This is a genomic window from Marinovum sedimenti (assembly GCF_054052205.1).
This window is the reverse complement of the sequence record NZ_CM133223.1, coordinates 2,276,329-2,303,207: the sequence shown is the minus strand read 5'-3', so window position 1 is coordinate 2,303,207 and position 26,879 is coordinate 2,276,329. Positions and strand designations below refer to the sequence as shown.

Here is a 26,879-nt window from a genome sequence, read left to right as displayed (position 1 = left end):
CCCGCGATGTCAGTTGATCAAAAAAACCTGCACGTCCGCCACATTGGTGCCGGTGGCCCCCGTCATCAGCAAGGCTTCAGCACGGCGCAACGCCTCATAGCTGTCGTTATTGGCGAGCAACGCTTGCGCATCGGCCCCGATTTCGGCGGCGGTTGCAGGACCCACAATACCGCCCGCCGCATCAACCGGGCCGTCGCGTCCATCTGTTCCGGCCGACATGAACACCCAGCTTTTCGGCAAATCATGGCCCGCCGCGCCCAGCGCGACACGCAGCGCCAGCTCTTGATTGCGCCCACCACGGCCATCGCCTCGCAGAGTTACAGTTGTTTCGCCGCCAAAGATCAACGCCTGGGGGCGGGCCTTCGATGCCTCGGCCGCCGCGCGCAGAACGATCTCGGCGGCATCCGCCACATCGCCCACAAGCGCGTCCGAAACAATGCGCGCTTCGTACCCATCAGCAGCCACAAGCATCGCTTCAAGGCTTTTGCGATTGGAGCCGATCAAGTGGTTTTCCGCCGTGGGGTGTTTGGGCGGGGAATAAGTGGCCCCCAAATGGACCCGCACAGAGGCAGGACACTGGTCCCAAATACCCGCATGTTTAAGCAAATCCGCTGCAGTTTCCCGGGTGCCAATCGGGCCAACCGTCGGGCCAGACGCGATCGCGCGCAGGTCATCCCCAATCACGTCGGACAGCAAATACGCGCTGACCGGGGCTGGTGCCGCGATTTGGACCAGACCACCGCCTTTGAGGCGCGACAGCTGTTGGCGGACATGGTTCATCTTAACGATGTCCAAACCCGCGCTCAGAAGCAGCCGATTGACCGCGGCCTTTTCCTCCAGCGAGACACCCTCGACCGGTGCCGGCACCAGCGCCGAACCGCCCCCGGACACCAAAACAACCACGGCATCTTGTGGCCCCAAGCGCGCAAGCCGCGTCATGATCTCTTGCCCGGCGCGCAGCCCGGCGGCATCGGGCACCGGGTGCGCCGAGCGCAGCACCGTGGCACCGGGCACATCCATCTCGTTTTCATAGTGGGTCACGGCCAAGGCCTGCACGTCGCGCGTCACATGTGCCAAAGCTTCGCGCAGCATGGCCGGCGCGGCCTTGCCGATGGCGATCAAATGCAGTTCGCCCGTCGGGTTGGGCAGTGGATGCGCAACCAAAGCGCGGCGCAGTGCGATTGCCGGATCAGCGGCTTCGACCGCTTTTTCAAAGAGATGCAGGGCGGTTTGGCGCAGATCGGGCATGGGTGTCCACTTGGCAAAAGCTAATGACCGTATCTGAGTGCCAGTCCTGCTGGATGTCAAACACGCGGCCCGCGCGATGGGCGGGCCGCAAGGATTTGGTCAACTTCAAGGTTAACCCGCCCGCCCGAATTTCCACAACGTCCGCGTGGTCAAAGCCAAAGTACCGCCCGACGCGCGGGTACAATGCCTTATACAGCGCCTCTTTGGCGGAAAATGCAGCGGTGCAGGTTTTTGCATCCGGTTCCGAGCCAAGTACCGCCAGATCGCCGGGCGTCAGCACCGTTTGGCGAATGGCCCGGGCTGCACGCGAATCGACCAAGGCTTCGATGTCGAGCCCCAGATCGGCACCACCCTTGCCCAGCCAAACGCCGACCGTGCCATGACTGTGCGAAATCGAGCCTTGCAGACCAGCAGGCCAGAGCGGCTCGCCCTTCGACCCACGCCCGACGGGAACCGGATCAACCCCGAGACACGACATCGCCTGCGCGGCCAGCACTCGTCCGGCCAAATACTCGGCCCGCCGTTTTGGCACAGCATTCGACAGAAACGCCGGAAAATCCTGCCCGAATTGGGCAAAAGCGGCGTCTTGGTAACCGGCAATGTCGTACCTGGCGATCAGCAGGCAACGGGTGTCGGAGAGGGAACGGACGTCGGGCGGGGCCAGCAGGGACTGGCCGGCAAAGATCGACTTATCCGGCGAATGTGCCAAAATGACCGCCCTGAAAGATCAACGGATCGCCTTCACGATAGGCCAATTGTTCGACCTCGCCGATGATGACCGAATGGTCGCCCGCCTCGACCGACTTGTCCAAACGGCACTCGAACGTCGCCAGCGCATCACGGATCAGCGGCACGCCCAGCGCGCCAATGAAGGAATTGCTGTCGTTGAATTGGCCACCATCCTTGGCAAAAGCCATCGCCAGATCGTATTGCCCCGAATGCAACACGTTGATTGCATAGGTTTTTGCGCCGCTGAACAGGGCGTAGCGCTGCGAGCGTTGCGACAGGCACCAAAGCAAAAGCGGCGGCGACAGCGACACTGAGGTAAAGGAGTTCGCGGTCATGCCAGTGGGGCCATCGTCGGTCATCGTCGTTATAATTGTCACCCCGGTCGCGAATTGACCCAGCGCATTGCGATACAGGCGCATGTGCTTGTCATCAGGCTGGAACGGGGTCGGTGCAATCATGGTGTCGGTCCGGACGGGGCTGTTCATTGGCACATCGCATTCGCTGGCAACGGGGTAAAGCGCAAACAAAGGCGTTGGGTCAAGCCCGGCACCGCCCCGCGCACAGGATTTTCGCCGCTGTTATACCCGCAATTGCTGGCGAAAATGCGGCGGCGTCAGTCCACGCCGCGCCCCTCGACGCAATGGCCATAAACCGTGGTGAGCAACGAGATCCCGATCATGGTCGCAAACCAGCCAACGACGATGCTGTACACCAGACTGAGGGTAGAATTGGGATCACCGCTCAACATTGTCGGAATCTGCATAACAAATGTCGCAAGGATCATCAGCCCGGCCAACCCGGCCATGGTGCCAGATGCGTCGCGGGTGGCGACCCAAGCATCTTTGAAGGACATCGTCTCGCCCAGCGCAATCGCAGGAAGGATCGGCGACAGACGGAAAAACAGATAGGCCCCGGCCCCGACAACAATCGACATCATCGCAATGGGCGGCAGCATGATCGAGGTCAACATAATCACCGGAAGCAAGGCAACGCCAACCGCGAGGCCCAGCAAAATGGATCTCCAGAGGTATCCAAGCACCGTGCCGCCCGGCCATTTCGGCAGCCAACCCGACGGCGTTTCGCCCAAAAGCACAAAACGGTGCCACGCCACCGCGATCCACAGACTGGCGCAGAGCGCCGCAATCCCGAGCGCCATCATCACAAGGCCCTCAATCCCGGAATGGACTGGATAGACCCCGCCGTCCGGCCCGGCGACCATTTCGACCCCGACGGAATGGGAAAACAGCTGCGACGCTATCTGCACCAAATAGAGCAGCAGCGACACCCGAAGCGCCACGTCGAGATTGTTGATCACCAGCCGCACAGAGTGCGTGAACATCGACCAGGCCTTCATTCGAAACTCTCCAAACTACGATTTCGCGCGCAACTTGGGCGCAACCTGCGCCAAGGTCAACGCCGCGACCTTGCCCCGGCGTGCAAAACCCGGTATCGCGCGGGCGTCATTCAGAAAGGAAATCGCCCAATGTCCGCGCCCAAGAAAGTTGTCCTGGCCTACTCCGGCGGCCTCGATACCTCGATCATCCTGAAATGGCTTGAAACCGAGTACGGCTGCGAGGTTGTCACCTTCACCGCCGATCTGGGCCAAGGCGAAGAGCTTGAGCCTGCGCGCAAGAAAGCCGAAATGATGGGTGTGTCCGAGATTTATATCGAGGATGTACGCGAGGAATTCGTTCGCGATTTCGTCTTTCCAATGTTTCGCGCCAATGCCGTGTACGAGGGGCTCTATCTATTGGGCACCTCGATCGCCCGACCGCTGATTTCCAAGCGTCTGGTTGAGATCGCCGAGAAAACCGGCGCCGACGCCGTGGCCCACGGTGCCACCGGAAAAGGCAACGATCAGGTGCGGTTCGAGCTGGCCTGTTATGCGCTGAACCCTGATATCAAGGTGATTGCGCCCTGGCGTGAGTGGGACCTGACCTCGCGCACCAAGCTGCTGGAATTTGCTGAAAAGCACCAGATCCCGGTGGCCAAGGACAAGCGCGGCGAAGCGCCGTTTTCAGTCGATGCCAACCTGCTGCACACCTCGTCCGAGGGTAAAGTGCTGGAAGATCCGGCGGTTATGGCGCCCGATTACGTCTATCAGCGCACCGAAGACCCGATTGGTGGCCCGGATCAGCCGGAATACATCGAAGTCACTTTTGAACAGGGTGACGCGGTTGCGATCAACGGTACGGCAAAAAGCCCGGCCACCATCCTGACCGAGCTGAACGAATATGGCCGCCGTCATGGCATTGGCCGTCTCGATTTCGTGGAAAACCGCTTTGTTGGCATGAAATCGCGCGGCATCTATGAGACGCCCGGCGGCACGATCCTGCTTGAGGCGCACCGGGGCATCGAGCAAATTACGCTCGATTCCGGTGCGGGTCACCTTAAAGATTCGATCATGCCGCGTTATGCCGAGCTGATTTACAACGGCTTTTGGTACTCGCCCGAGCGTGAGATGCTGCAAGCGCTGATCGACAAGAGCCAGGAGCATGTCACCGGCACGGTCAAGCTGATGCTGTTCAAGGGGATGGCGCGGACTGTTGCGCGCTGGTCAGATCACTCGCTGTATTCCGAGGCGCATGTGACCTTTGAAGACGATGCCGGCGCGTATGATCAGAAAGATGCGGCGGGCTTTATCCAGCTTAATGCGCTGCGGCTCAAGCTGTTGGCGGCGCGGAACCGTCGGTTGAAAGGCTGACGGCCCCGCGCTTTACTCGTTAAATATTGATCCGGCCGACCCCTGCTGCGGCCGGATCAAACCATCAAAGCTTATTGCGCGGTGATGGTCGCCATCACGAGGTTGCCTTCGGGCTTGATCGGGCCGTCTTCTTTGGCGCCCAGCGTGTATTCAAACACACCGGTTTTCATCCCGCCCTCTTCGGCGTGAACCATCAGCATCAGCATGTCACCCGAGGCGACCTCTTCTTGCAGGATCGCGGTCACATCCATGGTTTCGCCCATGCGGATCGGGGCATAGCCAACAACCGGGCCGGGCTTCATGTCGGCACCGGTGCGGTGCACCACCAGCCAGCCATTTTCGCCTGCGGTCACTTTCGACGCGGTGACGACACCGGCCGAGACATCCTGATCGGCGGCCTCAACTGCGGGCGTCATACCGTGGCCACCCGCAAAGGCGGTGGTGGCGGTCAGGGTGGCGGCGGCAATGGTCATCATAAAACGTGTCATATCGTTAATTCCCTATCTCTTGTTTTTCAGCGCGGATCAGGTCCGGCATGACAGGAGGTACGGGAGCACACGCGGCAAAGTTTCACCCAGACGAAAATAATTCGCAAGAGTGCAGAATAGATGAAACAGGGCGGCTTTACCCGTCGAAGGATTCGAGATCTTTGAGATCGGGGATCACATCCGCCGTGCCTTGGCGGGTGACCATCATCGCCCCGGCCCGCTGCGCGCGTTGGATCGCCTGTTGCATCGGCATCCCCCGGTCGAGACCTGCTACCAGATAGCCGGTAAAGGTGTCGCCGGCGCCGGTGGTGTCGACCACCTCGACCTTGATGCCGGGATAATGTTGGTCGGTGCCGCTGGCATTGTCGTAGTGATGGCAGCCATCCGCGCCTAGGGTGACCACGATGTCCGGGACCGTCATGTCCTTTAGCGCCGTACCCAGCGCTTCGGTCAGCTGCGTTGCCTCGACCGCGTTCAACACAAGCATGTCGATCCGGTCGATCACCGCGCGCACCGCCGCCGCATCAAACGGCGCCGCGGCATAGACCACCCGCATCCCCTTGCTGCGCGCCAATCCGGCGGCGAAGGATTGCAGGTTGGTTTCATTTTGAAGCAACAGCGTGTCAGAGGCGGTGGCATCGCCGAGCGCTGCTGTGATCTGCCCCTGCCCCAGCGCGACATTCGCACCGGGATAGAGCACGATCTGATTTTCGCCATTGCCGTCGATATATACAATCGCATGGCCGGTGGCGGCGTGGTTTTCGGCAATGTGCCGGGTGTCGACGCCGTATTCGAGCAAGCGCTCGACCGCCCAATGCCCGTCCGTTCCGACCGCGCCAATGTGGCCGACATGCGCCGCCGCCCGCGCCGCAGCGACCGACATATTGGCACCTTTGCCACCCAACCCCCGGTGAAAGCTGGTCGAGGCCAGAGTTTCGCCGGGGGCCGGCAAATGCGGCAGGTGATAGAACAAATCAGCGTTGATCGACCCGAGGTTATAGATCATCGCCACTGTTCCTTTACGTTACCCGACCTTGCACGCCGCAAGGACCGCCATGTTGAGAATGTCATTCGCTGTCGAGACAGAGGAGCAGATCTGGATCGACTTGTCGACGCCTGCCAGAATCGGTCCGATCACCGTCGCGCCCGCCATTTCCTGCATCAGCTTGGTCGAAATGCTGGCCGAGTGCCGCGCCGGAACGATCAGGATGTTGGCCGGACCAGTGAGCCGCGAGAACGGATATGCCTTTTGCGCCTGCGCATTCAGCGCCACATCGACGGTCATTTCGCCTTCGTATTCAAAGGTCACGCCGCGCGCGTCCAGCACCTTGGGGGCCAAAAGCATCTTGGTTGCGCGCTCCGACACCGGATAGCCGAAGGTCGAAAAGCTGACAAAAGCCACGCGCGGCTCAAGCCCCAGATGCGTCGCCACGTCGGCGGCGCGCTCTGCAATGGTCGCCAAGTCATGCTCGTCGGGCCATTCCTGCACCAAGGTATCGCCGATCAGCACGATCCGCCCTTTGTGCAACAGCGCGGTCACGCCCACCGCGCCATGCTCGGCATCGGCGTCGAACACATAGTTCATCCGCTCAAGCACATGCGCCGATTTGCGGGTCGCGCCGGTGATCAAGCCATCGCCATGCCCATGCGCCAGCATCAGCGCGGCAAAGACATGCCGGTCGCGCGCGGCGAGCCGGTGGATGTCTTTCATGTCGTGGCCCTTGCGCTGGAGCCGCTCGTAGAGAAAATCCTTGTAGGTATCGAGATACCGGGAATTCGCTGCATTGACGATCTCGAGTTCGCGTACAGCATCGCCCAGACCGGCGGCCTCAAGCTTGGGCCGCACATCCTCTTCGCGCCCGACAACAAGCGCTTTGCCCAGACCGTTGCGCTGGTAACTTACCGCCGCGCGCAGCACGCGGGGATCATCGCCCTCGGCAAAGATCATCCGCGCCTGATTGGCCCGCGCGCGGGCATTGATGCCGCGCAGAATCGAGGCGGTGGGATCGAGGCGCGATTTCAGCGAAAGCTCGTAGGCCTCCATATCGACGATCGGACGGCGGGCGGCACCGGTGTCCATGCCTGCCTTGGCGACGGCGGGCGGAATACGATGGATCAGGCGGGGGTCAAACGGCGTCGGGATGATGTAATCGCGGCCAAACGTCAGGTTTTTGCCATAGGCCAGCGCCACTTCGTCGGGCACATCCTCGCGCGCCAGCGCGGCGAGCGCCTCGGCGCAGGCGATCTTCATCTCGTCATTGATCGCGCGGGCATGCACGTCCAAAGCGCCGCGGAACAGGTAGGGGAAACCGAGCACGTTGTTGACTTGGTTGGGATAATCGCTGCGCCCGGTGGCGACGATGGCATCGGCGCGGACCTCATGCGCCTCTTCTGGCGTGATCTCGGGGTCCGGGTTGGCCATCGCAAAGATCACCGGGTTTTCCGCCATACTGGACACCATGTCCTGAGTCACGGCACCTTTGGCCGAGACGCCAAGGAAAACGTCCGCACCCTTCATCGCCTCTTCGAGCGTGCGCAGATCGGTGTTGGCGGCATGGGCCGATTTCCACTGATTCATGCCCTCGGTGCGGCCCTGATAGATCACACCTTTGGTGTCGCACATGATGCAGTTGTCCTGCTGCGCGCCCATTGATTTCACCAGCTCGAGGCAGGCAATGCCCGCCGCCCCGGCACCGTTCAACACGATGCGGCAGTCTTCGATTTTCTTGCCCGAAATGTGCAGCGCATTGATCAGCCCGGCGGCGCAGATCACCGCAGTTCCGTGCTGGTCATCGTGGAACACCGGAATGTCCATCTCTTCCTTGAGCCGTTGCTCAATGATGAAGCATTCCGGGGCCTTGATGTCTTCGAGGTTGATGCCGCCAAAGGTCGGCCCCATCAGCCGCACCGCGTTGCAAAAGGCATCCGGGTCTTCGGTATCAAGCTCGATGTCGATGGAATTGACGTCGGCAAAGCGTTTGAAGAGCACCGCCTTGCCCTCCATCACCGGTTTCGATCCCAGTGCGCCAAGGTTGCCGAGGCCCAGAACCGCCGTGCCGTTCGAGATCACCGCAACCAGGTTGCCCTTGTTGGTGTAATCATAGGCCAATTCCGGGTTGGCCGCGATTTCCTCGCAGGGCACCGCGACGCCCGGCGAATAGGCCAGCGACAGATCGCGCTGGGTGGTCATCGGGACGGTGGGCGTGATCTCGAATTTGCCGGGTGTCGGCTCGAGGTGGAAGGCCAAAGCCTCTTCACGGGTGATCTTGGCTCTTGGCATGCAACGGGCCTCCCTGTTTTGCTTGCAGGTTTTGTAACCAAGGCCCGTCAGGTTGGAAAGCGCAAGCTGTCGCAGAGGCAGGCAAGGCTGCTTTCGGCTTTTCGAGACAATCGCGGCTTTGTATGGTCTGGCAAATTCCTCGGGGGCCTTATGAGCAGCGCAAAATCTACAGTCACGCCAATGATGGCGCAATTCCTCGAGATTAAATCCGGTTATACGGACGCGCTTCTGTTTTACCGGATGGGCGATTTCTATGAGATGTTCTTTGACGATGCCAAGGCGGCGGCCGAGGCATTGGACATCGCGCTGACCAAGCGGGGCAAACACGACGGCGCGGATATTCCGATGTGCGGCGTGCCGGTGCATGCCGCCGAGGGCTATCTGCTGACGCTGATCCGCAAGGGGTTTCGCGTGGCGGTCTGTGAACAGATGGAAAGCCCGGCCGAGGCGAAAAAGCGGGGCGGCAAATCGGTGGTGAAACGTGATGTAGTGCGGTTGGTGACGCCGGGCACATTGACGGAAGAGAGCCTGTTGGAGGCGCGGCGGCACAATTTCCTCGCGGCTTTTGCCTTGGTTCGGGATGAGGCGGCCTTGGCTTGGGTCGATATTTCGACCGGCGCGTTTCACGTTATGGCGGTGCCGCAGGTGCGGTTGGGGCCAGAGTTGGCGCGGTTGGCGCCGTCTGAAGTGCTGGTCTCCGAAGCGCAGGAATTGGAGCTGTCCGATGTGGTGTCCGAAGCCGGGGCGGCGTTGACAACCTTGGGCCGCGCGTCGTTTGACAGTGCGCTGGCCGAGGATCGGGTGGCGGGCGTGTTTGGCGTGGCCTCGCTTGAGGCGTTTGGCACGTTTGAACGGGCGGAACTGTCGGCGATGGGGGCCTTGGTCGACTATCTGAAGATCACACAGAAAGGCAAACTGCCGCTGCTGCGCCCGCCGGTGAAAGAGGCGAGCGGCGGTGTGATGCAGATTGATGCCGCCACGCGGCGCAATCTGGAGCTGACGTCGGCACTGTCTGGCGGGCGTGCCGGGTCTTTGCTGGCCTGTATCGACCGCACGGTGACGGCGGGTGGCGCGCGGTTGCTGGAACGGCGGCTGTCGAGTCCGTCGCGCGACCTGCCCGAGATTTCGTCGCGCCTCGAAGCGGTGACGTTTTGCTGTGATCAGGGTGCCTTTCGCTCGGGTCTGCGGGACGCGCTGCGCCGGGTGCCGGATGTCGACCGGGCGTTGTCGCGGTTGTCGCTTGATCGCGGCGGGCCGCGCGATCTCACCGGAATTCGCAACGCTTTGGAACAGGCGGCGGAGATTGGCGAGGCGTATGGATCGGCGGATTTGCCCGCACAGTTGGCCGATGCGGTGACACGGTTGGACGGGCATGATGCGCTGCTGGATCTGCTCGATCAGGCGCTGGTGGCCGAGCCGCCGCTGCTGGCCCGCGACGGTGGATTTATCGCGCCGGGGTATGATGCGGAGCTCGATGAGGCGCGTACCTTGCGTGACGAAGGCCGCAGCGTGATTGCGCGGATGCAGCAGGAGTTCATCACCGAGACCGGGATCAACTCCCTGAAAATAAAGCACAACAATGTGCTGGGATATTTCATCGAGACAACCGCGACCCATGCCGAAAAGATGCATGCGCTGTCGGAGCGGTTCATTCATCGCCAGACCACGGCCAATCAGGTGCGGTTCACCACGGTCGAGCTTTCGGAGCTGGAAACCCGCATCCTGAACGCGGGCAACCGCGCGCTAGAGATTGAGAAACGCCTGTTCGCCAACCTGCGACAAGCGATCCTAGATGCGGCGGGGCCATTGGGCGATCTGGCGCGCGCGCTCAGCGAATTGGACGTGAGCACCGGGCTGGCGGAACTGGCGGCGCAAGAGGATTGGACGCGGCCGGTGGTGGACAACAGCCGAATGTTTCACATCGAGGCGGGGCGGCATCCGGTGGTTGAGGCGGCGCTGAAACGCGACGGCAATCCGTTTGTGGCCAACGATTGCGATCTGAACGACGCCGACGGTGCCTCGGCGATCTGGCTGCTGACCGGGCCGAACATGGCGGGTAAATCCACCTTTCTGCGGCAGAACGCGCTGATTGCGGTGCTGGCGCAGATGGGATGCTTTGTGCCCGCGACGCAGGCGCGGATTGGACTGGTGTCACAACTGTTTAGCCGCGTCGGGGCGTCGGATGACCTCGCGCGGGGGCGGTCGACCTTTATGGTGGAAATGGTGGAAACCGCCGCCATTCTCAATCAGGCGGACGACCGGGCCTTGGTGATCCTTGATGAAATCGGGCGCGGCACGGCAACCTATGACGGGCTGTCGATTGCCTGGGCGACGCTGGAACATCTGCACGATATGAACCGCTGTCGCGGGCTGTTTGCCACGCATTATCACGAGATGACCGCGCTGGCCGGGCGGATGGCGGGCGTTGAAAACGCCACGGTTGCGGTGAAGGAATGGGAAAACGAGGTGATTTTCCTGCATGAGGTCAAGAAGGGCGCGGCAGACCGGTCTTATGGTGTGCAGGTCGCGCAATTGGCTGGACTGCCGAAAATGGTTGTGTCGCGGGCGCGGGAAATTCTGGATGCGCTGGAAAAGGGCGAGCGGGAGGGCGGCAAGCAGAAGGCGGTGATCGACGATCTGCCGCTGTTTTCCGCGATGACGGCGGCCCCTGCCCCGGTTGCCAAGGTGGAACCGTCTAAGGCTGAGGCACGGCTTGGCGAAGTGCATCCCGATGAACTGTCGCCGCGTGAGGCGCTGCAATTGGTGTATGAGCTTAAGGGGCTGGTGTGAGCCGGGCCAGCGGCTGCCCGCGGGGGGCCGCTGGATCGGATGTTAAACAGTGCTTTATCGCCGCAAAATCCGTCGAAACTGTCATTGGAGCGCTTCGTTTAGCCAAAGCGGCCACCCGGTGGGGCGGGCAGCCGCTGGCCCGGCGGCTTCGCCTTGATTCCGGGCTGGGTGGCTGGTGAAATGTTCGGGTTCTTAACGAAAAACGCCGCCCCAGTGGGACGGCGTTTGATTGCTTCAGCGTGTGGACCGGTTCAGCCGCCAGTGTTCGACGACACGCCCACCTGTGCGGGGCGCAATAGACGGTCGTGCATGACGAAACCATCTGCGGAAACCTGAATGATCTCGCCCGCTTTGGTGCCCGGCACCGGCGCTTCGAACATCGCTTCGTGGTTCTGCGGATCGAACTTGTCGCCAACCTTTGGCGCGACCGGCACAATCCCGTGCTTTTTCAACACCGACACCAGCTCGCGCATGGTCAGTTCGACGCCTTCGATCAGGGCCGCGGCAACCTCTTTCTGCTCGGTCGGAGTAGACTCCACCGCGCGCTTTAGGTTGTCGTACACCGGCAACAGATCGCGCCCGAGGCGCGAGCCACCATACCGTTCGGCATCATGACGCTCTTTCTGGGCCCGCTTGCGGGAGTTTTCCGCATCGGCCAAAGCGCGCATGAATTTGTCCTGAAGCGCATCACGCTCGGCGCGCAGCGAATCCAGCTCGATCGCTGCATTGTCCATTTCTTCAAACTCGTCTGCAAGTTCCTCGGCTTCGGCTTCGTCGATATCATCAAGGAAATCGTCTTTTTCCGGCTCTGCCATTCTTCACCTCTAACTTCGGTCGGAAATCATCCTGCCGACCAGCTGTGCCGTATAGTCCACAATCGGAACGATACGCCCATAGTTCAGCCGCGTAGGGCCGATCACACCAACCGCGCCGATGATCTTTCGATCCGCGTTCATATAAGGAGAGACCACCAAAGAGGAACCCGAAAGAGAGAAAAGTTTGTTCTCAGAGCCAATAAAAATGCGCACACCATCGCCCTCTTCCGTCAGTTCGAGGAAATCGGCGATGTCGCGCTTGCGTTCCAGGTCGTCAAACAGGTTGCGGATGCGTTCGAGGTCTTCTTCAGCATCGCTGTCGCCCAAAAGATTCGACCGTCCGCGCACGATAAGCCGGGCCGAATCAGCGGTGTCGTCGGACCAGATCGCCAGGCCGCTTTCGACCAACTCGCGCGAGAGGCTGTCGATCTCTTGACGGCGGTTCTGGATTTCCTTGGTGAACTGCGTGCGCAGCTCGCTCAGAGTGCGGCCCTCGATCAGCGAGTTGAGGAAGTTCGCCGCCTCGCGCATCGAACTCGGGGTTTGGCCGGGCGGCGGGGTAAAGATGCGGTTTTCGACGTGACCATCAGCAAACACCAGCACCACAAGCGCCCTGTCACGCGCCAACGAGACAAACTCAATGTGGCGCATCGGCGCCTCATGCTTGGGCGTAAGCACAAGCGAAGCGCCATGTGTGACCCCCGACAGCGCCGACCCAACCCGATCAAGCAAGTTCGACACGTCACTGGCATTGTCACCCAAGGTGGAATCCAGCGCGGCGCGGTCTTCGATGGCGAGATCGTCAACCTCTAGCAGTCCATCGACAAACATCCGCAACCCCTGTTGCGTCGGGATGCGTCCGGCGCTGACGTGCGGGCTGTGCAGCAGACCGAGAAACTCAAGATCCTGCATCACATTGCGGATCGTCGCGGCGCTGACCTTTTCCGACAGCGTGCGAGTTAACGTACGCGAACCGACCGGGCCGCCGGTGCTGAGATAGCCCTCGACCACGCGGCGAAACACCTCGCGTGAGCGATCATTCATTTCTCCCAGAACTTTGGAGCCTTGGCTCATCGGGTCAGAACCCCTTTCTTTCCTGCCATACTGCCACGTTACGACAGGGTTGCGAAACATGCGTGCCCCCCGTATCCCAACCGGGAAACCAGCAAGGACAAGATCATGCGACCGTCTGGACGAAACTTAAGCGAAATGCGCGCCGTTTCAATCGAAACCGGTGTGACCAAACATGCCGAGGGCTCTTGCCTGATCAAAATGGGCGATACGCATGTGCTGTGCACTGCGACGCTCGAAGAGCGCGTGCCGCCCTTCATCAAAGGCTCGGGCCTTGGTTGGGTCACCGCAGAATACGGCATGTTGCCACGCGCGACAAACACCCGGATGCGGCGCGAAGCCACCGCCGGCAAACAAGGCGGGCGTACCGTGGAAATTCAGCGGCTTATCGGCCGCAGCCTGCGCGCCGGTGTGGACCGTGTCGCGCTGGGGGAACGCCAGATCACCATCGACTGTGACGTGATCCAGGCCGATGGCGGCACCCGCTGCGCCTCGATCACTGGTGGTTGGGTTGCGCTGAAGCTGGCCGTCGATAAGCTGATGAAAGTGGGCGACGTGATTTCCAACCCGCTGGTCGAGCCTGTGGCGGCGGTGAGCTGTGGCATCTATGCCGGGCAGCCGGTGCTTGACCTCGATTATCCTGAGGACAGTGAAGCCGGTGTTGACGGAAACTTCATCATGCTGGGCAATAAACAGCTGATCGAAGTGCAAATGTCGGCCGAAGGGTCGGTGTTTTCGCGTGATCAACTGAATGCGCTGATGGATCTGGCGGAAAAAGGCGTGGACGAACTTGTCGCCGCGCAGAAAGCTGCTGTGGCATGACCCGGAAATTCCTTGGCGCTCGGTTGGTGATCGCGACCCACAACGCCGGCAAGCTTGAAGAAATCCAGGATTTGCTCAAGCCATTTGGCGTAGATGTTGTTGGCGCGGCCGAGTTAAAACTGGCCGAGCCCGAGGAAACCGAAACAACGTTTGTCGGCAATGCGCGGATCAAGGCCCATGCGGCGGCGCAAGCCACCGGCCTGCCCGCGCTTGCCGACGACAGCGGTATCGAGATCGAGGCGCTGGACAATGCGCCCGGCGTCTATACCGCCGATTGGGCTGAAACGCCGAATGGCCGCGATTTTGTCATGGCGATGCAACGCACCCACGACGAGCTTGAGGCGAAAAACGCACCGCACCCGCGGCTTGCACGCTTCTGCGCGACGTTGGTTTTGGCTTGGCCCGACGGCCATGATGAAGTGTTTCCGGGTGTAATGCCGGGCAAGGTGGTTTGGCCGATGCGCGGTGATCAGGGCCATGGCTACGACCCGATCTTTGTGCCGAACGGCTATGACATTACGTTTGGCGAGATGGATCGCTGGGAAAAGAACCGCATCAGCCACCGGGCCGATGCCTTTGCCAAACTGGTGGCGGGCTGTTTTGACTGAAGATTGGCAGATCGGCGGCTTCGGACTTTATATCCACTGGCCGTTCTGCGAGGCGAAATGCCCGTATTGCGATTTCAACTCGCACGTCACGCGCAGCATCGACCATGACCGGTGGTGCCGCGCCTACCTCACCGAAATCGACCGGACCGCAGACCAGACCGAAGGCCGGGTTTTGCGATCGGTTTACTTTGGCGGAGGCACCCCTTCGCTGATGAAAGTCGAAACCGTGGCCGCCATTCTCGACCGGGTGGCGGCGCGCTGGACCTTGGCGAATGACGTCGAAATCACTCTGGAAGCGAATCCTTCGTCTGTCGAAGCCAGTCGATTTGAAGGGTATCGGACGGCGGGTGTGAACCGGGTGTCGCTGGGCGTGCAGGCTCTGAATGACCCAGATTTGCGGCGTTTGGGGCGGCTGCACGATGTGGCACAGGCGCGAACAGCGATCGCAATTGCCCAAAACACATTCGAGCGTATGAGCTTTGATCTGATTTATGCGCGTCAAGATCAGACACTTGCGGCCTGGGAGGCCGAGCTTCGGCAAGCTTTGGCTATGGGCGCTGATCACCTGTCGATGTATCAACTGACCATCGAAGACGGGACAGCGTTTGGCGACAGGTTTGACGCCGGTAAGCTTCGCGGTTTGCCCCAAGAGGGTTTGGCGGCGGATATGTATGAGCTGACGCAGTCGATTTGCGAGGCGGCCGATATGCCCGCCTATGAAGTTTCAAATCATGCCCGCGCGGGACAGGAATCTCGGCACAATATGATCTATTGGCAAGGCGGAGATTACGCTGGGATCGGCCCCGGCGCGCATGGCCGTTTGACGCTGTCTGGCCAACGCTGGGCGACGGAAGCACGGCGCAATCCCGGTGCCTGGTTGAATGCGGTTGAGACCAAAGATGCGGAAACGCGAGACAGTCTAGCCCTTCAAGATATCGCGTTAGAATACCTCATGATGGGGCTGAGAACCAAAGAACCACTCGATTTGGTGCGGTTGCGGCGCGTGTCGGGGCAAGATTTGAACCCCGAAACGCTTTCTCATTTGCAGTCCTTGGGCATGATCACGCTCGGCGATCAACAGGTGACCGTTACAGCGCAAGGGCGACCAGTGCTAAATGCGGTGATCGCGGAACTCGCCCGCGATCTACAGTAAGGCTTATTCTCCGGCGAGGCGGCGACAAAGATCGTCGAGCTGCTCGAGAGAGTTATAGGTCAGAACCAGCTTTCCGCCCTCGCCGCCAGGTTTATGGTCAACGCTGACTTTCAGGCCAAGGTGCGCCGAAAGGTCCCCTTCCAACGCGCGCGTGTCGGCATCTTTGCCGGGGCTTTCGGACAGGAAGGAGGTCGTCTTTTTCACAGGCTCCACAGTCGTGGGCTGCTTGGCGGCCTTTTCCGTATCGCGCACCGACAGCCCTTGCGAGACAACGCGACGCGCCAACTCAACCGCGTTCTCGCTGGTGACAAGCGCGCGTGCGTGACCGGCGGACAGATCACCGTTTTGCAGCATGTCGCGCACTTCATCCGGAAGGTTAAGAAGGCGCAGTAAGTTTGCGATATGGCTGCGACTTTTGCCAAGCGCCTTGGCCAGCTTATCCTGAGTATGCCCAAACCGGTCCATGAGCTGGCGATAGCCCGTCGCTTCTTCGACTGGATTGAGATCGGCGCGCTGAATGTTCTCGATGATCGCAACTTCGAGGACTTCGGTGTCGGTGAAATCGCGAACGATCACCGGAACTTCGTGCAGTTGTGCCATTTGAGAGGCGCGCCAGCGGCGTTCGCCCGCAACAATCTCGAACCGATCTTCGCCTTTAGGGCGGACGATCAGAGGCTGAATCACGCCTTTTTCCGCAATGGAATTCGCGAGTTCCTGCAGGGCATCTGGCGTAAATTGACGGCGCGGCTGATCGGGATTTGGCGAAATCCGTTCAACCGGTATCATGCGCTCTGCTCGACGCGGCGCATCGGGGCTTTCCGAGGGAGCCGGCTCAACATCGGCCATGAGTGCGGACAATCCGCGGCCCAGGCCGCGACGTTTTTCTTTTGCCGGTATCATCTGCTCTCCCTCATGCCGCGCGCCGGGCATTTTTACCTACAAGTTCTTGCGCCAGCGCCCGGTAGGCCATCGCGCCTTTTGAATTTGAGTCGTATTCCAAAACGGGTACGGAATACGACGGTGCTTCGCTCACCCGAACATTTCGCGGAATCAGTGTCTGGAACACCAAATCGCCCAAGTTTTCCCGCGCATCCATTTCGACCTGCTGGGACAAATTGTTCCGGGCGTCATACATCGTCAGCACCACGCCCTCGATACGGAGATTTGGATTGGCGCTTTGCCGTACTTCTCTGATCGTCAGCATCAATTGAGACAGCCCTTCCAAAGCGAAAAACTCGCTTTGGAGCGGAACCAGAATGGAGTGCGCGGCGACCATCGCGTTAACCGTCAGCAAGTTCAAGGACGGCGGACAATCGATCAGCACGAAATCGAAACGGTACTCATCAATTGCGGTTTGGCGCAGTGCGTCGTGCAGCAGGAAGCTTCTTTTTTCGTTCGAAATCAGATCGATATCCGCCGAAGACAAATCAACGGTTGCCGGAATGATCGCGACATTCTTGACATCTGTGGTCTTGATGGCGTCGGACAGCGACACATCTTCGAGCAGAAGTTCATAGGTCGTCAAATCACGGTCTTGCGGTATAACGCCCATGCCGGTCGACGCGTTGCCTTGGGGATCAAGATCCACGATCAAGATATTGAAACCCTGTTCAGCCAATGCCGCGCCGAGATTGATCGTTGTCGTGGTTTTGCCGACGCCGCCTTTTTGGTTGGCGATGGCGATAATTTTTGGGCCTGCGGGCCAAATTGGATCAGACACGGGAAATCTCACTTATACGAAGAATGACAGCGCCTTGCTGAGTACTGCTTTTAATCGCCTCGCAGCGAAATGAAAATGCCTTCTGAGCTATATCAAGCTCCTTTTCCCACGTGACGCCCTTAGAAAAGAGCGCCGTTCCGCTTGGTGCGAGATGACGACACGCGAATTCTAAAAGTTGCGGCAGTGGAGCTAGTGCCCGTGCAGAAAGAATATCCGCATTTTGTGGGGCCACAGCCTCGATCCTGTCAGCAAACACTTTGGCTTGAGAGTCCGTCTCGCGGAGAACTGTACGCAAAAACACTGCTTTCCTCTGGTCAGACTCGATGAGAGATACCTTTTCAACGTTTTCTGGTGTGCACAGCGCGATAATCAGACCAGGGAGGCCCCCGCCCGTTCCGATATCTAGCCAGTGGCCGCATAGTCCTGCGCTTGCATCAAGCACTTGCAGAGAGTCGACGATATGCCTGTCCCAAACGTCATCAAGCGTAGACTTAGCCACGAGATTGATCTTTGGGTTCCATTTTTCCAAAAGCGCCACATAGGTGCTCAGCCGCTCAAATGTTTCACGTGAAACATTCAGGTACTCTGATGAGGGCGCTGTCATGCCGATTTACGTTCCAATAATTTCCGAATTCGCGACAGAAGAAGCGTTAGAGCCGCCGGAGTAATGCCTTCTACGCGAGAAGCGTGCAGAATGTTCTCTGGCCGCGCCGCATTCAACTTCGCTTTTAGCTCATTAGACAGACCATCGATGTCGTCATATGAAAAGCCCACAGGAATTCGCATATTTTCGTCCCGCTTCAACGCATCTACATCCCGACGCTGCCTCTCGACATAATTGGCATATAGAGCGTCTTTTGAAAGCTGCTCCACAATATCTTGGTCCAAATTCGCCAGTTCGGGTATGAGCTGCTCCAGCTGCTTGATCCCGATATCCGGAAATGAAAGCAGCTGAAATCCTGAGCGACGCGATCCGTCGTGTGATACTGAGACGCCCGTCTTCGCGACTTGCCCGGGCGTGAACTCAGTATCTTCTAACAAGGCACGCCCACTGGCCAGCCGCGACTTCTTATCCACGAAGATATCGGCCCGCTGTGGCCCTACACAACCAATGGCTATACCCATATCAGTCAACCGTTGATCCGCATTGTCCGCTCGTAAAGATAACCGGAACTCAGCGCGCGAGGTGAACATCCTGTAAGGTTCGGACACGCCCCGCGTCACGAGATCATCAATCATCACGCCAATGTAACTGTCGGATCTGCTGAAATAGATCGGGTCCCGCCCAAGCGCAAAAGCCGCAGCGTTTAGACCAGCGACAAGTCCCTGCGCGGCGGCCTCTTCATAGCCCGTGGTCCCGTTGATCTGCCCTGCCAAGTAGAAACCCGGAAGCTCCTTGAGCCCCAGTTGCGAGTTCAGCGCTCTTGGATCGATATAGTCGTATTCAATTGCATAGCCGGGCTGGAGAATTTCAACGGCTTCCAAGCCTTTGATCGAACGCACATAAGCGTCCTGCACATCAACCGGAAGGCTGGTGGATATCCCGTTCGGATACACTGTGTCGGCGTTAAGCCCTTCTGGCTCCAGAAAAATTTGGTGGCTGCTCTTGTCGGCAAACCGGACAATCTTGTCTTCTATAGACGGGCAATATCGCGGGCCAATCCCGTCGATATGACCGCCGTACATAGCCGATCGTTCAAGGTTGTCGCGAATGATATCGTGGGTCTTTTCGTTGGTATGCGTAATGCCACAAGACACCTGCTTCAGATGAACGCCGCTGGACAGAAAGGAAAACAGCACCGGATCGTCATCGCCCGGTTGGTTTTCGAGGATCGGCCAGTTGATTGATTTTGTGTTCAGGCGTGGCGGTGTTCCCGTCTTAAGCCGCCCAATCGGGAGATCCATGGCGTAAAGCCGTTCTGCCAGCCGGTTCGAAGCCTCGTCACCCATGCGGCCACCAGAGTACGACACATCGCCAATGTGGATGACACCCCGCAAAAACGTGCCGGTCGTGAGGATGACTGCTTTAGCATGAACCTCGCTCCCGTCGGCCAGTTCGATCCCAGAGACCGTTCCATTTTGCGTCAAAAGGTCGACGACTTCGCCCTCAATGATCGACAGCCCTTCACAGCTTTGGATTTCTTGCAGCATGGTCGCGCGGTAGACTGACCGATCTACCTGCGCACGCGGGCCCTGTACAGCGGGCCCTTTCCGGCGATTGAGTAGCCGAAATTGGATACCGGCCTTGTCGGCAACCCGGCCGATAACTCCGTCGAGCGCATCCACCTCACGGACCAAGTGCCCCTTTCCCAGACCCCCAACTGCGGGGTTACAGGAAAGAACGCCAATTCCATCCAGCTTTAGGGTAACAAGTGCGGTTTTCGCACCCATCCTGGCCGCTGCATGCGCAGCATCACACCCGGCATGGCCGCCGCCGACAACGATGACATCAAAATGTTTCACGTGAAACACTCCTACTTTCCGACACAAAACCGCGAGAATATTTCATCAAGGAGGTCTTCAACATCCACCCGCCCTAACAAGCTCTCTAATGCACGAATCGCGATACGCAACTCTTCTGCAGCTATATCATAGCCAACAGCACCTTTTCGAACCCAATCCTTTGCGCCTTTCAGATGCTCCAGCGCACGGATCATACCATGCCGATGACGAAGATGCGTCGCCAAACCGGCACCTGCGCTTCGCTCTGTCAACACTGAGGATAGCCGTTCTACCAGATCATCTAGGCCAACACCAGACTTGGCGGAAACAGAAAACCCATCCGCCGTATGTAGATCTGCCTTGGAAAAGGCCACAATATCACCCGGCCGTGGCACCAACTCGGGCTGATCCCCCGGCGACAAAAGAAAAACCCGTAGATCTGCGGCATCCGCCCGGTCTCGTGCTCGCGCCACGCCCAGGGCCTCGATCTGATCTTCCGTATCGCGAATACCGGCTGTGTCCAGCAAGGTCACCGGCAATCCGCGGAGGTCCATCCGCACTTCAATCACGTCGCGGGTCGTCCCGGCGATTTCAGATGTGATCGCGGCATCCCGCCCGGCCAGTGCGTTGAGAAGCGTTGATTTGCCGACGTTTGGCTTCCCGACAATCGCAACTTCAAACCCACTGCGGATTCGTTCCGACACCGCGACGCCCACGACCTGCCGATCAATCGCCAGCTCAACGCCATCCAACAAGGCACCCACCTCTGGCGTCACATCAATCGGAACCTCCTCATCAGCGAAGTCGATCGTCGCCTCTAACAAGGCGGCCGCCCGCACCAAATCTTCCCGCCAGCGTGACACCAATTTTCCAAGATCGCCGGAAAGCACACGCAGCGCTTGGCGACGTTGGGCTTCTGTTTCTGCGTCAATCAGATCCGCCAAACCCTCGGTCTGCGCAAGGTCGAGGCATTCATTATCGAACGCGCGCCGGGTGAACTCGCCAGCCTCTGCCAACCGCAGACCCGACATTCCGCCAAGTTCATTCAACAGACGCCGCACCACGGCCACCGATCCATGAACTTGCAATTCCACAGTGTCTTCGCCGGTGAACGAAGCGCCTTTGGCAAAACACAGCACCAAGGCTTCGTCGATCCGCGCGCCTTCGCCGTCTTTCAACACGCGAAGGCCCGCTTGGCGGATGTCCGGTAAAGGGCCACAAAGCGAACGGCCCGCGGCAAACGCCTGCGGGCCGGAAATCCGTATGACCGAAACACCGGCCTTTCCCTGGGCTGATGCCAGGGCAAAGATCGTGTCCATTGCCGCCTCCGGCTTAAGTGTTCATTGAATCGAAGAATTCCGCGTTCGACTTGGTCTGCTTCAACTTCGACAGCAGGAACTCCACCGCATCGGTTGTTCCCATCGGGTTGAGAATGCGCCGCAGCACAAAGGTCTTTTGAAGATCGAGCTTTTCGATCAGCAAGTCCTCTTTCCGCGTGCCCGATTTCAGAATGTCGATCGCCGGGAAGACGCGTTTGTCTGCCACTTTACGGTCCAGCACGATTTCGGAGTTGCCGGTGCCTTTGAATTCTTCAAAGATCACCTCATCCATCCGGCTGCCGGTGTCGATCAGCGCGGTTGAGATGATGGTCAGCGAACCGCCCTCTTCGATGTTCCGCGCGGCACCAAAGAACCGTTTCGGCCGTTGCAGCGCGTTGGCGTCCACACCACCGGTCAGAACCTTGCCCGACGACGGAACCACAGTGTTATAGGCACGACCAAGGCGGGTGATGGAATCGAGCAGGATCACCACATCACGCTTATGTTCGACCAGCCGCTTGGCTTTTTCGATCACCATTTCCGAGACAGCGACGTGGCGTTGTGCCGGCTCGTCAAAGGTCGAGGAAATCACCTCACCCTTCACCGAGCGCTGCATATCCGTCACTTCTTCGGGGCGTTCGTCGATCAGCAGAACGATCAGATAGCATTCCGGGTGGTTCGCCGCGATGCTGCTGGCGATGTTCTGCAACAGAACCGTTTTACCTGTGCGCGGCGGCGCCACGATCAACGAGCGCTGGCCTTTGCCGATGGGCGCAACAAGGTCGATCACCCGCGCGGAGCGGTCCTTGATCGTCGGATCTTCGATTTCCATCTTGAACCGCTCGTCCGGATAGAGCGGCGTCAGGTTGTCAAAGGCGATCTTGTGCTTGGCGCGCTCAGGGTCTTCAAAGTTGATCTTGGTGACATTGACCAAAGCAAAATAGCGTTCCGTATCGTCCGGTGCGCAAATTTCGCCTTCAATCGTATCGCCGGTGCGCAACGAGAATTTGCGGATCATCGTCGGCGACACATAAATATCGTCTGGACCCGGCAGATAGTTCGCCTCGGGCGATCTCAGAAATCCAAACCCGTCCTGAAGAACTTCCAGCACGCCATCACCGGACACCATCCATCCCTCATCCGCGCGTTCACGCAGAATTTGGAACATCATCTCGCCCTTACGCATGGTCGAGGCGTTCTCGATCTCAAGCTCTTCTGCCATCGCAAGCAGATCCTTGGGGCTCTTCGCCTTAAGGTCGGCCAGGTTCAAATGTTCTTCTGTCATGGGATATCCGGACCTACACCCCTTGAAGGGTGATATGGCTTCGTCTGAAAGGGAAAATCACATACCGGACGGTATGGACCTCCTAGGTAGTCAGGACCGAAGATAAAGTCAATCACCTGTAAGTCTTCTGGAAAATCCATGAGCCTGCACTCGATACGATGCTCATAGCTCCTTTAAATAAATAAAGAATGAAAAGAGAAAGATGATGTGTGTAGGCAGCGCCTTTCCTGTGGATTACTGTTCTGTGCCTTGGTTTATCAACAGTGTGGATGGCACCAGCACGACTCTTGGGACGGTTTCGACGCAAGAGCAAAAGTTATATTTTTAACCCGTTTTAATTCAGTAGGTTAATGGGTCATTTCCCAGCTCTCAACATGTGGACAAATACGAGGATAGCTCTCGGATGGGATGAGTCCCCCACGCCAGTCTACTTATGTTTTTCCCGTTGTGTCCAGCTTCCCGCCAACTCGGTGAGATTGGACCATTTCGGGCAATCGCCTGCTCGACCTTGCAGTTTCGGGGATGTAATCATCATTTTGTTCTGCCTCTCATCCACGGAGTCATCCACATGCCGAAACCGATCGTTCTGGCCTCGGGGTCCAAAATTCGTGCGCAGCTTTTGCAGCGCGCCAATATAGATGTGGAAACCATACCACCGCGGATTGATGAAGATTCGGTTAAGATCGCGATGTTGGCCGAAGAGGCCAGCCCGCGCGACATCGCGGATCTTCTGGCTGAGATGAAAGCCGCCAAGGTTGCGGGCAAGCGGCCTGATGCCTTGGTGCTGGGCTGTGATCAGGTGCTGGACTTCAACGGGGCGTCACTGTCGAAACCGGCCACACCCGAGGCGGCCATCGCGCAATTGACCGATCTAAGCGGCCAGCGGCACAAGCTTTTGTCGGCCTGCGTGGCGTTTGAAGACGGCAAACCGGCCTGGCGCCATGTTGGCGTCGTCACGCTTCAGATGCGCGAACTCAGCGCTGGCTACATCGAAGACTACGTGGCCCGGAGCTGGGATTCGATCCGCCATTCGGTGGGGTCTTACAAGCTCGAGGAGGAAGGCAGCCGCCTTTTCACCACGATTTCGGGCGATTACTTCACAGTCCTTGGACTTCCGCTCTTGCCTCTGTTGAATTGGCTGGCGATTCGCGGGGAGATTTCAACATGACGGAAAATGTGCCGCTGGCCGGCGTGATCGGCCATCCGATCCTTCAATCCAAGTCACCAAGGCTGCACGGCCACTGGCTGCGCCGCTATGGCATCCGGGGGCATTATATTCCGATGGACGTGGGGCTCGGCGATTTGGCCGAGGTTCTGCGCACCCTGCCCAAGATGGGATTTGTCGGCATCAATGTCACCATTCCGCACAAGATCAAAGTGCTGGAGCTGGTCGACAATATCACCGACCGGGCGACGATCATCGGCGCCGCCAACACGCTGATTTTCCGGCGTGATGGCAAGATTATGGCCGACAATACCGACGGCTACGGCTTTCTGGAAAACCTCCGGCAAGGGGCGCCACAGTGGAAGGCTTCGGATGGGCCCGCGATGGTGTTTGGCGCCGGGGGGGCCTGTCGCGCCGTGGTGTCGTCTTTGATTGATGCCGGAGTGCCCAACATCCTGCTGTCCAACCGCACCCGGATTAAATCCGAGCAATTGCAGTACGAATTTGGTAAGCGAATTCAAGTGATTGACTGGGTTCAGGCGGGGAATGTACTTGAGGATGCGGCGCTTGTGGTGAACACCACGTCGCTGGGCATGACCGGCCAGCCAGAGCTGCGTGTGCCGCTTGATGGCTTGCGTCCGGGCACTGTTGTCACCGATCTGGTGTATAATCCGCTGCGCACGCCGCTTCTGGAATTTGCGGCAGAGCGCGGCTGTCACACGGTGGATGGTCTTGGCATGTTGCTGCATCAGGCGGTGCCGGGGTTCGAGCGTTGGTTTGGCAAGCGCCCCGAGGTCGACGAAGAGCTGCGGCAGGCCGTACTTTTATGACCTTTCGGCTTGGGCTGACCGGATCCATCGGCATGGGCAAATCAACCACGGCGGCGATGTTTGCCGACGCCGGTTGCGCGCTTTGGGATGCGGATGCGGCGGTGCACCGGGCCTATGCGCCCGGCGGTCCGGCGATTGGCCCGGTGGGCGCGCTGGTTCCGGGGGCAATCAAGGACCACCAGTTGGACCGCGTTGCCCTGCGCGAGGCCATTCGTCAAAGTCCCGCGCTTTTGAAACAAATCGAAGCGATTGTGCATCCTCTGGTGCAACAGGACCGTAAAGACTTTTTGGCCGCGGCCGACGCGACGATTGCCGTGCTCGACATCCCGTTGCTTTTTGAAACTGGTGGCGAGGCGGCGATGGATGCTGTGGCCTGTGTGAACGTGCCGCGCGAGACTCAGCGCGCCCGTGTTCTGGCGCGCGGCACGATGAGCGAGGCGGATTTCGACCTGATCCTGTCGCGCCAGATGCCCAATGCCGAGAAATGCGCCCGCGCGACCTATGTGATCGAGACTGACACGCTGGACCATGCCCGCGCCCAGGTGCAAAGAGTGGTCCGCGACATCGAAAGGGGGCTGGCCCATGCGTGAAATTGTTCTGGATACCGAGACCACGGGATTTGACCCCGAATCCGGCGATAGGATCGTTGAAATCGGCGCTGTCGAGCTGCTTAACCACATGCCGACCGGGCGGACCTATCACCAGTACATCAATCCGGAACGCTCAATGCCGAAAGAGGCGTTTGAGGTGCACGGGCTGGGCGACGATTTCCTGCGAGACCAACCTCTTTTCCGTCATATTGCACAAGACTTCCTTGATTTCATCGCGGACGATTCGATCTTGGTGATCCACAACGCCTCGTTCGATATGAAATTCCTCAATGCCGAGCTTGGCTGGCTCAACATGCCGAAAATCCCGTTTGACCGGGCGCTTGATACCGTGGGAATGGCGCGCAAGAAGTTTCCAGGCTCGCCCGCCTCGCTTGATGCGCTGTGCCGTCGCTTCAACATTGATAACTCGTCGCGCACGCTGCACGGCGCTTTGCTCGACAGTGAAATTCTGGCGGAAGTCTATCTGGAGCTGATTGGCGGGCGCCAACCCGGGCTGGTGCTGGCCTCGGTCGAAAAGACCAATGTCGCCAGCGGCGGTGGCGTTTGGAAGCCGAAACCCCGGCCAACGCCCCTGCCCTCGCGGTTGAGCGAGGAAGAGCGCGCCGCCCACGCCAGCTTTGTTGAAAAGATGGGTGACAGCGCGCTCTGGATCAAGGATTAGGCCGGGATCGCCCCCGGCCCAATTGCTTAGTTTGTCGGTGCTTCTGCTGCTTGCTCGGCCTGACGGCGCATGATCTCGTTGCGATAAAGCGCCACAAAATCAATGGTTTCAAGGTTCAGCGGCGGGAAGCCACCATCGCGGGTCACATCCGAAACGATGCGGCGTGCGAAGGGGAAAATCATCCGCGGGCATTCGATCAACAGGAACGGGTGCAGCTGGTCTTCGGGGATGTTCTCGATCTGGAAGATACCGGCGTAATCCATTTCCAGCAGGAACAGCACGTCAGCCGATGCCTTGGATTTCGATGTCACCTTCAGCTTGAGCAGCACTTCGTACTGATCCGCCTGCTGGCGTTTCTTGGCGTCAAGGTTGACCTGAACTTCGATGTCGGGCTGCACTTCGCCGGTCGCGCCCTTTTGCGACAGGATGTTTTCGAACGACAGGTCGCGCACATATTGCGCCAGCACGTTCATTTTCATCTGCTGCGGCTGTTCCGCCTGTTCAGCCGCGCCGTTTTCGTTTTCCGCCATGGGGTGTCTCCGCAATTGGTTTGGCGGAGCTTTATCAGCCCGCGCTTACAGGCTCAATGGTTGCTCCAGCCTGATGGCCCGTCGCGTTTGTCGTTTTCTGGCGCAACTTCGGAATACTCGGCGTCAATGACGGTGTCACGCGGCCCTTGGCGGCGCGGATCTTGCGCCGCTTGCCCCTGCCCCATTTCAAAGCGCTGTACCTTTATCCGCTTGCTGACAAAGTCAAAAACCGCGTGGCGCACCGGCGGCATCAGAAGGGCAAAGCCAACCGCATCGGTGAAAAACCCCGGCGTAAGAAGCAGCGCCCCGGAAAATAGGATCATCGCCCCGTCGGCCAGTGGTTTGGTCGGATTTTGCAGATCAGAGAACGACCGCTGCAAGCTGGCAATCGCGTGCCGCCCCTGCTGACGCACCAGCATAGTGCCTGCGATCGCGGTGATCACCACCACGGCAAGCGTTGGCCAAAGACCGATTGCGCCCCCGACTTGAACAAACAACGCAATCTCGATCAGAGGAACGAGCAGAAAGGCCAGCAGAAGATACATGTCTTGTTATCCCAAACGTTACGGATGGCGTGGTGGACTTGACCCCGCACTGTGCTTACATAA

26 protein-coding genes are annotated in these 26,879 nt (G+C 59.1%); 9 read left to right on the top strand and 17 right to left on the bottom strand.

Annotated elements, in window-relative coordinates; translation table 11 throughout:
* Window positions 1-9: 9 nt before the first annotated feature.
* The 4 genes from ACW9UO_RS11090 to ACW9UO_RS11075 all read right to left on the bottom strand — a co-directional run bounded on the left by ACW9UO_RS11090 (window position 10) and on the right by ACW9UO_RS11075 (window position 3,316).
* The gene (locus ACW9UO_RS11090; RefSeq protein ID WP_457085867.1) at window positions 10-1,248 is read right to left on the bottom strand and encodes a glycerate kinase type-2 family protein; all 1,239 of its coding nucleotides are present in this window, start codon (window positions 1,246-1,248) and stop codon (window positions 10-12) included.
* Window positions 1,211-1,957, bottom strand: a complete 747-nt coding sequence (locus ACW9UO_RS11085; protein WP_457085866.1) for a 4'-phosphopantetheinyl transferase family protein — start codon at window positions 1,955-1,957, stop codon at window positions 1,211-1,213. The genes ACW9UO_RS11090 and ACW9UO_RS11085 overlap by 38 nt, the downstream gene beginning before the upstream one ends.
* Window positions 1,938-2,462: a flavin reductase family protein gene (locus ACW9UO_RS11080; protein WP_457085865.1), complete on the bottom strand. Its 525-nt coding sequence runs from the start codon at window positions 2,460-2,462 to the stop codon at window positions 1,938-1,940. The genes ACW9UO_RS11085 and ACW9UO_RS11080 overlap by 20 nt, the downstream gene beginning before the upstream one ends.
* A gap of 128 nt (window positions 2,463-2,590) precedes the next feature.
* A complete protein-coding gene (locus ACW9UO_RS11075; protein ID WP_457085864.1) occupies window positions 2,591-3,316 on the bottom strand; it encodes a hypothetical protein in 726 nt (241 codons plus the stop codon).
* A 144-nt stretch (window positions 3,317-3,460) separates the two neighbouring features.
* Here ACW9UO_RS11075 and ACW9UO_RS11070 point away from each other — a divergent pair, with 144 nt between their 5' ends.
* Window positions 3,461-4,681 carry an argininosuccinate synthase gene (locus tag ACW9UO_RS11070; protein WP_457085863.1) on the top strand — a complete coding sequence of 407 codons (1,221 nt, stop codon included), beginning with the start codon at window positions 3,461-3,463 and terminating at the stop codon, window positions 4,679-4,681.
* Between the two features lie 71 nt (window positions 4,682-4,752).
* Here ACW9UO_RS11070 and ACW9UO_RS11065 read toward each other — a convergent pair whose 3' ends face one another.
* The 3 genes from ACW9UO_RS11065 to ACW9UO_RS11055 all read right to left on the bottom strand — a co-directional run bounded on the left by ACW9UO_RS11065 (window position 4,753) and on the right by ACW9UO_RS11055 (window position 8,449).
* A complete protein-coding gene (locus ACW9UO_RS11065; RefSeq protein ID WP_457085862.1) occupies window positions 4,753-5,169 on the bottom strand; it encodes a DUF7282 domain-containing protein in 417 nt (138 codons plus the stop codon).
* Window positions 5,170-5,305: 136 nt separating this feature from the next.
* Window positions 5,306-6,175 carry a ribokinase gene (locus tag ACW9UO_RS11060; RefSeq protein WP_457085861.1) on the bottom strand — a complete coding sequence of 290 codons (870 nt, stop codon included), beginning with the start codon at window positions 6,173-6,175 and terminating at the stop codon, window positions 5,306-5,308.
* An 18-nt stretch (window positions 6,176-6,193) separates the two neighbouring features.
* Window positions 6,194-8,449, bottom strand: a complete 2,256-nt coding sequence (locus ACW9UO_RS11055; RefSeq protein WP_457085860.1) for an NADP-dependent malic enzyme — start codon at window positions 8,447-8,449, stop codon at window positions 6,194-6,196.
* A gap of 180 nt (window positions 8,450-8,629) precedes the next feature.
* Between ACW9UO_RS11055 and mutS the strand changes: the two genes are divergently transcribed.
* Window positions 8,630-11,239 (top strand): DNA mismatch repair protein MutS, encoded by a 2,610-nt coding sequence (gene mutS, locus ACW9UO_RS11050; protein ID WP_457085859.1) that lies wholly within the window; start codon window positions 8,630-8,632, stop codon window positions 11,237-11,239.
* Window positions 11,240-11,490: 251 nt separating this feature from the next.
* On the opposite strand, the gene ACW9UO_RS11045 is transcribed toward mutS, so the two are convergent.
* Window positions 11,491-12,054, bottom strand: coding sequence for a nucleotide exchange factor GrpE (locus tag ACW9UO_RS11045; RefSeq protein WP_457085858.1), 564 nt, complete (start codon window positions 12,052-12,054; stop codon window positions 11,491-11,493).
* A 9-nt stretch (window positions 12,055-12,063) separates the two neighbouring features.
* A complete protein-coding gene (gene hrcA / locus ACW9UO_RS11040) occupies window positions 12,064-13,128 on the bottom strand; it encodes a heat-inducible transcriptional repressor HrcA (protein WP_457085857.1) in 1,065 nt (354 codons plus the stop codon).
* 105 nt (window positions 13,129-13,233) lie between these two features.
* Here hrcA and rph point away from each other — a divergent pair, with 105 nt between their 5' ends.
* From rph to hemW, 3 genes are read left to right on the top strand one after another with little or no spacing between them, the layout of a single operon-like run.
* Entirely contained in the window at window positions 13,234-13,947 is a 714-nt protein-coding gene (gene rph, locus ACW9UO_RS11035; protein WP_457085856.1) for a ribonuclease PH, read from the top strand.
* Window positions 13,944-14,555, top strand: coding sequence for an RdgB/HAM1 family non-canonical purine NTP pyrophosphatase (gene rdgB / locus ACW9UO_RS11030; RefSeq protein WP_457085855.1), 612 nt, complete (start codon window positions 13,944-13,946; stop codon window positions 14,553-14,555). The genes rph and rdgB overlap by 4 nt, the downstream gene beginning before the upstream one ends.
* A complete protein-coding gene (gene hemW / locus ACW9UO_RS11025; protein ID WP_457085854.1) occupies window positions 14,518-15,708 on the top strand; it encodes a radical SAM family heme chaperone HemW in 1,191 nt (396 codons plus the stop codon). Before rdgB ends, hemW begins: the two co-directional genes overlap by 38 nt.
* Window positions 15,709-15,711: 3 nt before the next feature.
* Here hemW and ACW9UO_RS11020 read toward each other — a convergent pair whose 3' ends face one another.
* Genes ACW9UO_RS11020 through rho form a run of 6 tightly spaced genes read right to left on the bottom strand, consistent with a single transcriptional unit; the run spans window position 15,712 to window position 22,474 of the window.
* The gene (locus tag ACW9UO_RS11020; RefSeq protein WP_457085853.1) at window positions 15,712-16,608 is read right to left on the bottom strand and encodes a ParB/RepB/Spo0J family partition protein; all 897 of its coding nucleotides are present in this window, start codon (window positions 16,606-16,608) and stop codon (window positions 15,712-15,714) included.
* A 10-nt stretch (window positions 16,609-16,618) separates the two neighbouring features.
* The gene (locus ACW9UO_RS11015) at window positions 16,619-17,428 is read right to left on the bottom strand and encodes a ParA family protein (RefSeq protein ID WP_457085852.1); all 810 of its coding nucleotides are present in this window, start codon (window positions 17,426-17,428) and stop codon (window positions 16,619-16,621) included.
* On the bottom strand, window positions 17,421-18,032 hold the full coding sequence (gene rsmG / locus ACW9UO_RS11010; RefSeq protein ID WP_457085851.1) for a 16S rRNA (guanine(527)-N(7))-methyltransferase RsmG: 612 nt from the start codon (window positions 18,030-18,032) through the stop codon (window positions 17,421-17,423). The genes ACW9UO_RS11015 and rsmG overlap by 8 nt, the downstream gene beginning before the upstream one ends.
* A complete protein-coding gene (gene mnmG / locus ACW9UO_RS11005) occupies window positions 18,029-19,900 on the bottom strand; it encodes a tRNA uridine-5-carboxymethylaminomethyl(34) synthesis enzyme MnmG (protein ID WP_457085850.1) in 1,872 nt (623 codons plus the stop codon). Before mnmG ends, rsmG begins: the two co-directional genes overlap by 4 nt.
* 2 nt (window positions 19,901-19,902) lie before the next feature.
* Window positions 19,903-21,189 (bottom strand): tRNA uridine-5-carboxymethylaminomethyl(34) synthesis GTPase MnmE, encoded by a 1,287-nt coding sequence (gene mnmE / locus ACW9UO_RS11000; protein WP_457085849.1) that lies wholly within the window; start codon window positions 21,187-21,189, stop codon window positions 19,903-19,905.
* 13 nt (window positions 21,190-21,202) lie between these two features.
* A complete protein-coding gene (gene rho, locus ACW9UO_RS10995) occupies window positions 21,203-22,474 on the bottom strand; it encodes a transcription termination factor Rho (RefSeq protein WP_457085848.1) in 1,272 nt (423 codons plus the stop codon).
* 568 nt (window positions 22,475-23,042) lie between these two features.
* Here rho and ACW9UO_RS10990 point away from each other — a divergent pair.
* Genes ACW9UO_RS10990 through dnaQ form a run of 4 tightly spaced genes read left to right on the top strand, consistent with a single transcriptional unit; the run spans window position 23,043 to window position 25,741 of the window.
* Complete coding sequence (locus ACW9UO_RS10990; RefSeq protein WP_457085847.1) at window positions 23,043-23,642, top strand: Maf family protein; 600 nt, start codon at window positions 23,043-23,045, stop codon at window positions 23,640-23,642.
* Window positions 23,639-24,469, top strand: a complete 831-nt coding sequence (locus ACW9UO_RS10985) for a shikimate dehydrogenase (protein ID WP_457085846.1) — start codon at window positions 23,639-23,641, stop codon at window positions 24,467-24,469. The genes ACW9UO_RS10990 and ACW9UO_RS10985 overlap by 4 nt, the downstream gene beginning before the upstream one ends.
* Window positions 24,466-25,059 (top strand): dephospho-CoA kinase, encoded by a 594-nt coding sequence (coaE, locus tag ACW9UO_RS10980; protein ID WP_457085845.1) that lies wholly within the window; start codon window positions 24,466-24,468, stop codon window positions 25,057-25,059. Before ACW9UO_RS10985 ends, coaE begins: the two co-directional genes overlap by 4 nt.
* Complete coding sequence (dnaQ, locus tag ACW9UO_RS10975) at window positions 25,052-25,741, top strand: DNA polymerase III subunit epsilon (protein ID WP_457085844.1); 690 nt, start codon at window positions 25,052-25,054, stop codon at window positions 25,739-25,741. Before coaE ends, dnaQ begins: the two co-directional genes overlap by 8 nt.
* Before the next feature lie 26 nt (window positions 25,742-25,767).
* On the opposite strand, the gene secB is transcribed toward dnaQ, so the two are convergent.
* Window positions 25,768-26,271 (bottom strand): protein-export chaperone SecB, encoded by a 504-nt coding sequence (gene secB, locus ACW9UO_RS10970; protein ID WP_457085843.1) that lies wholly within the window; start codon window positions 26,269-26,271, stop codon window positions 25,768-25,770.
* Window positions 26,272-26,324: 53 nt separating this feature from the next.
* Window positions 26,325-26,816 carry an FxsA family protein gene (locus tag ACW9UO_RS10965; RefSeq protein ID WP_457085842.1) on the bottom strand — a complete coding sequence of 164 codons (492 nt, stop codon included), beginning with the start codon at window positions 26,814-26,816 and terminating at the stop codon, window positions 26,325-26,327.
* Between the last annotated feature and the right edge of the window lie 63 nt (window positions 26,817-26,879).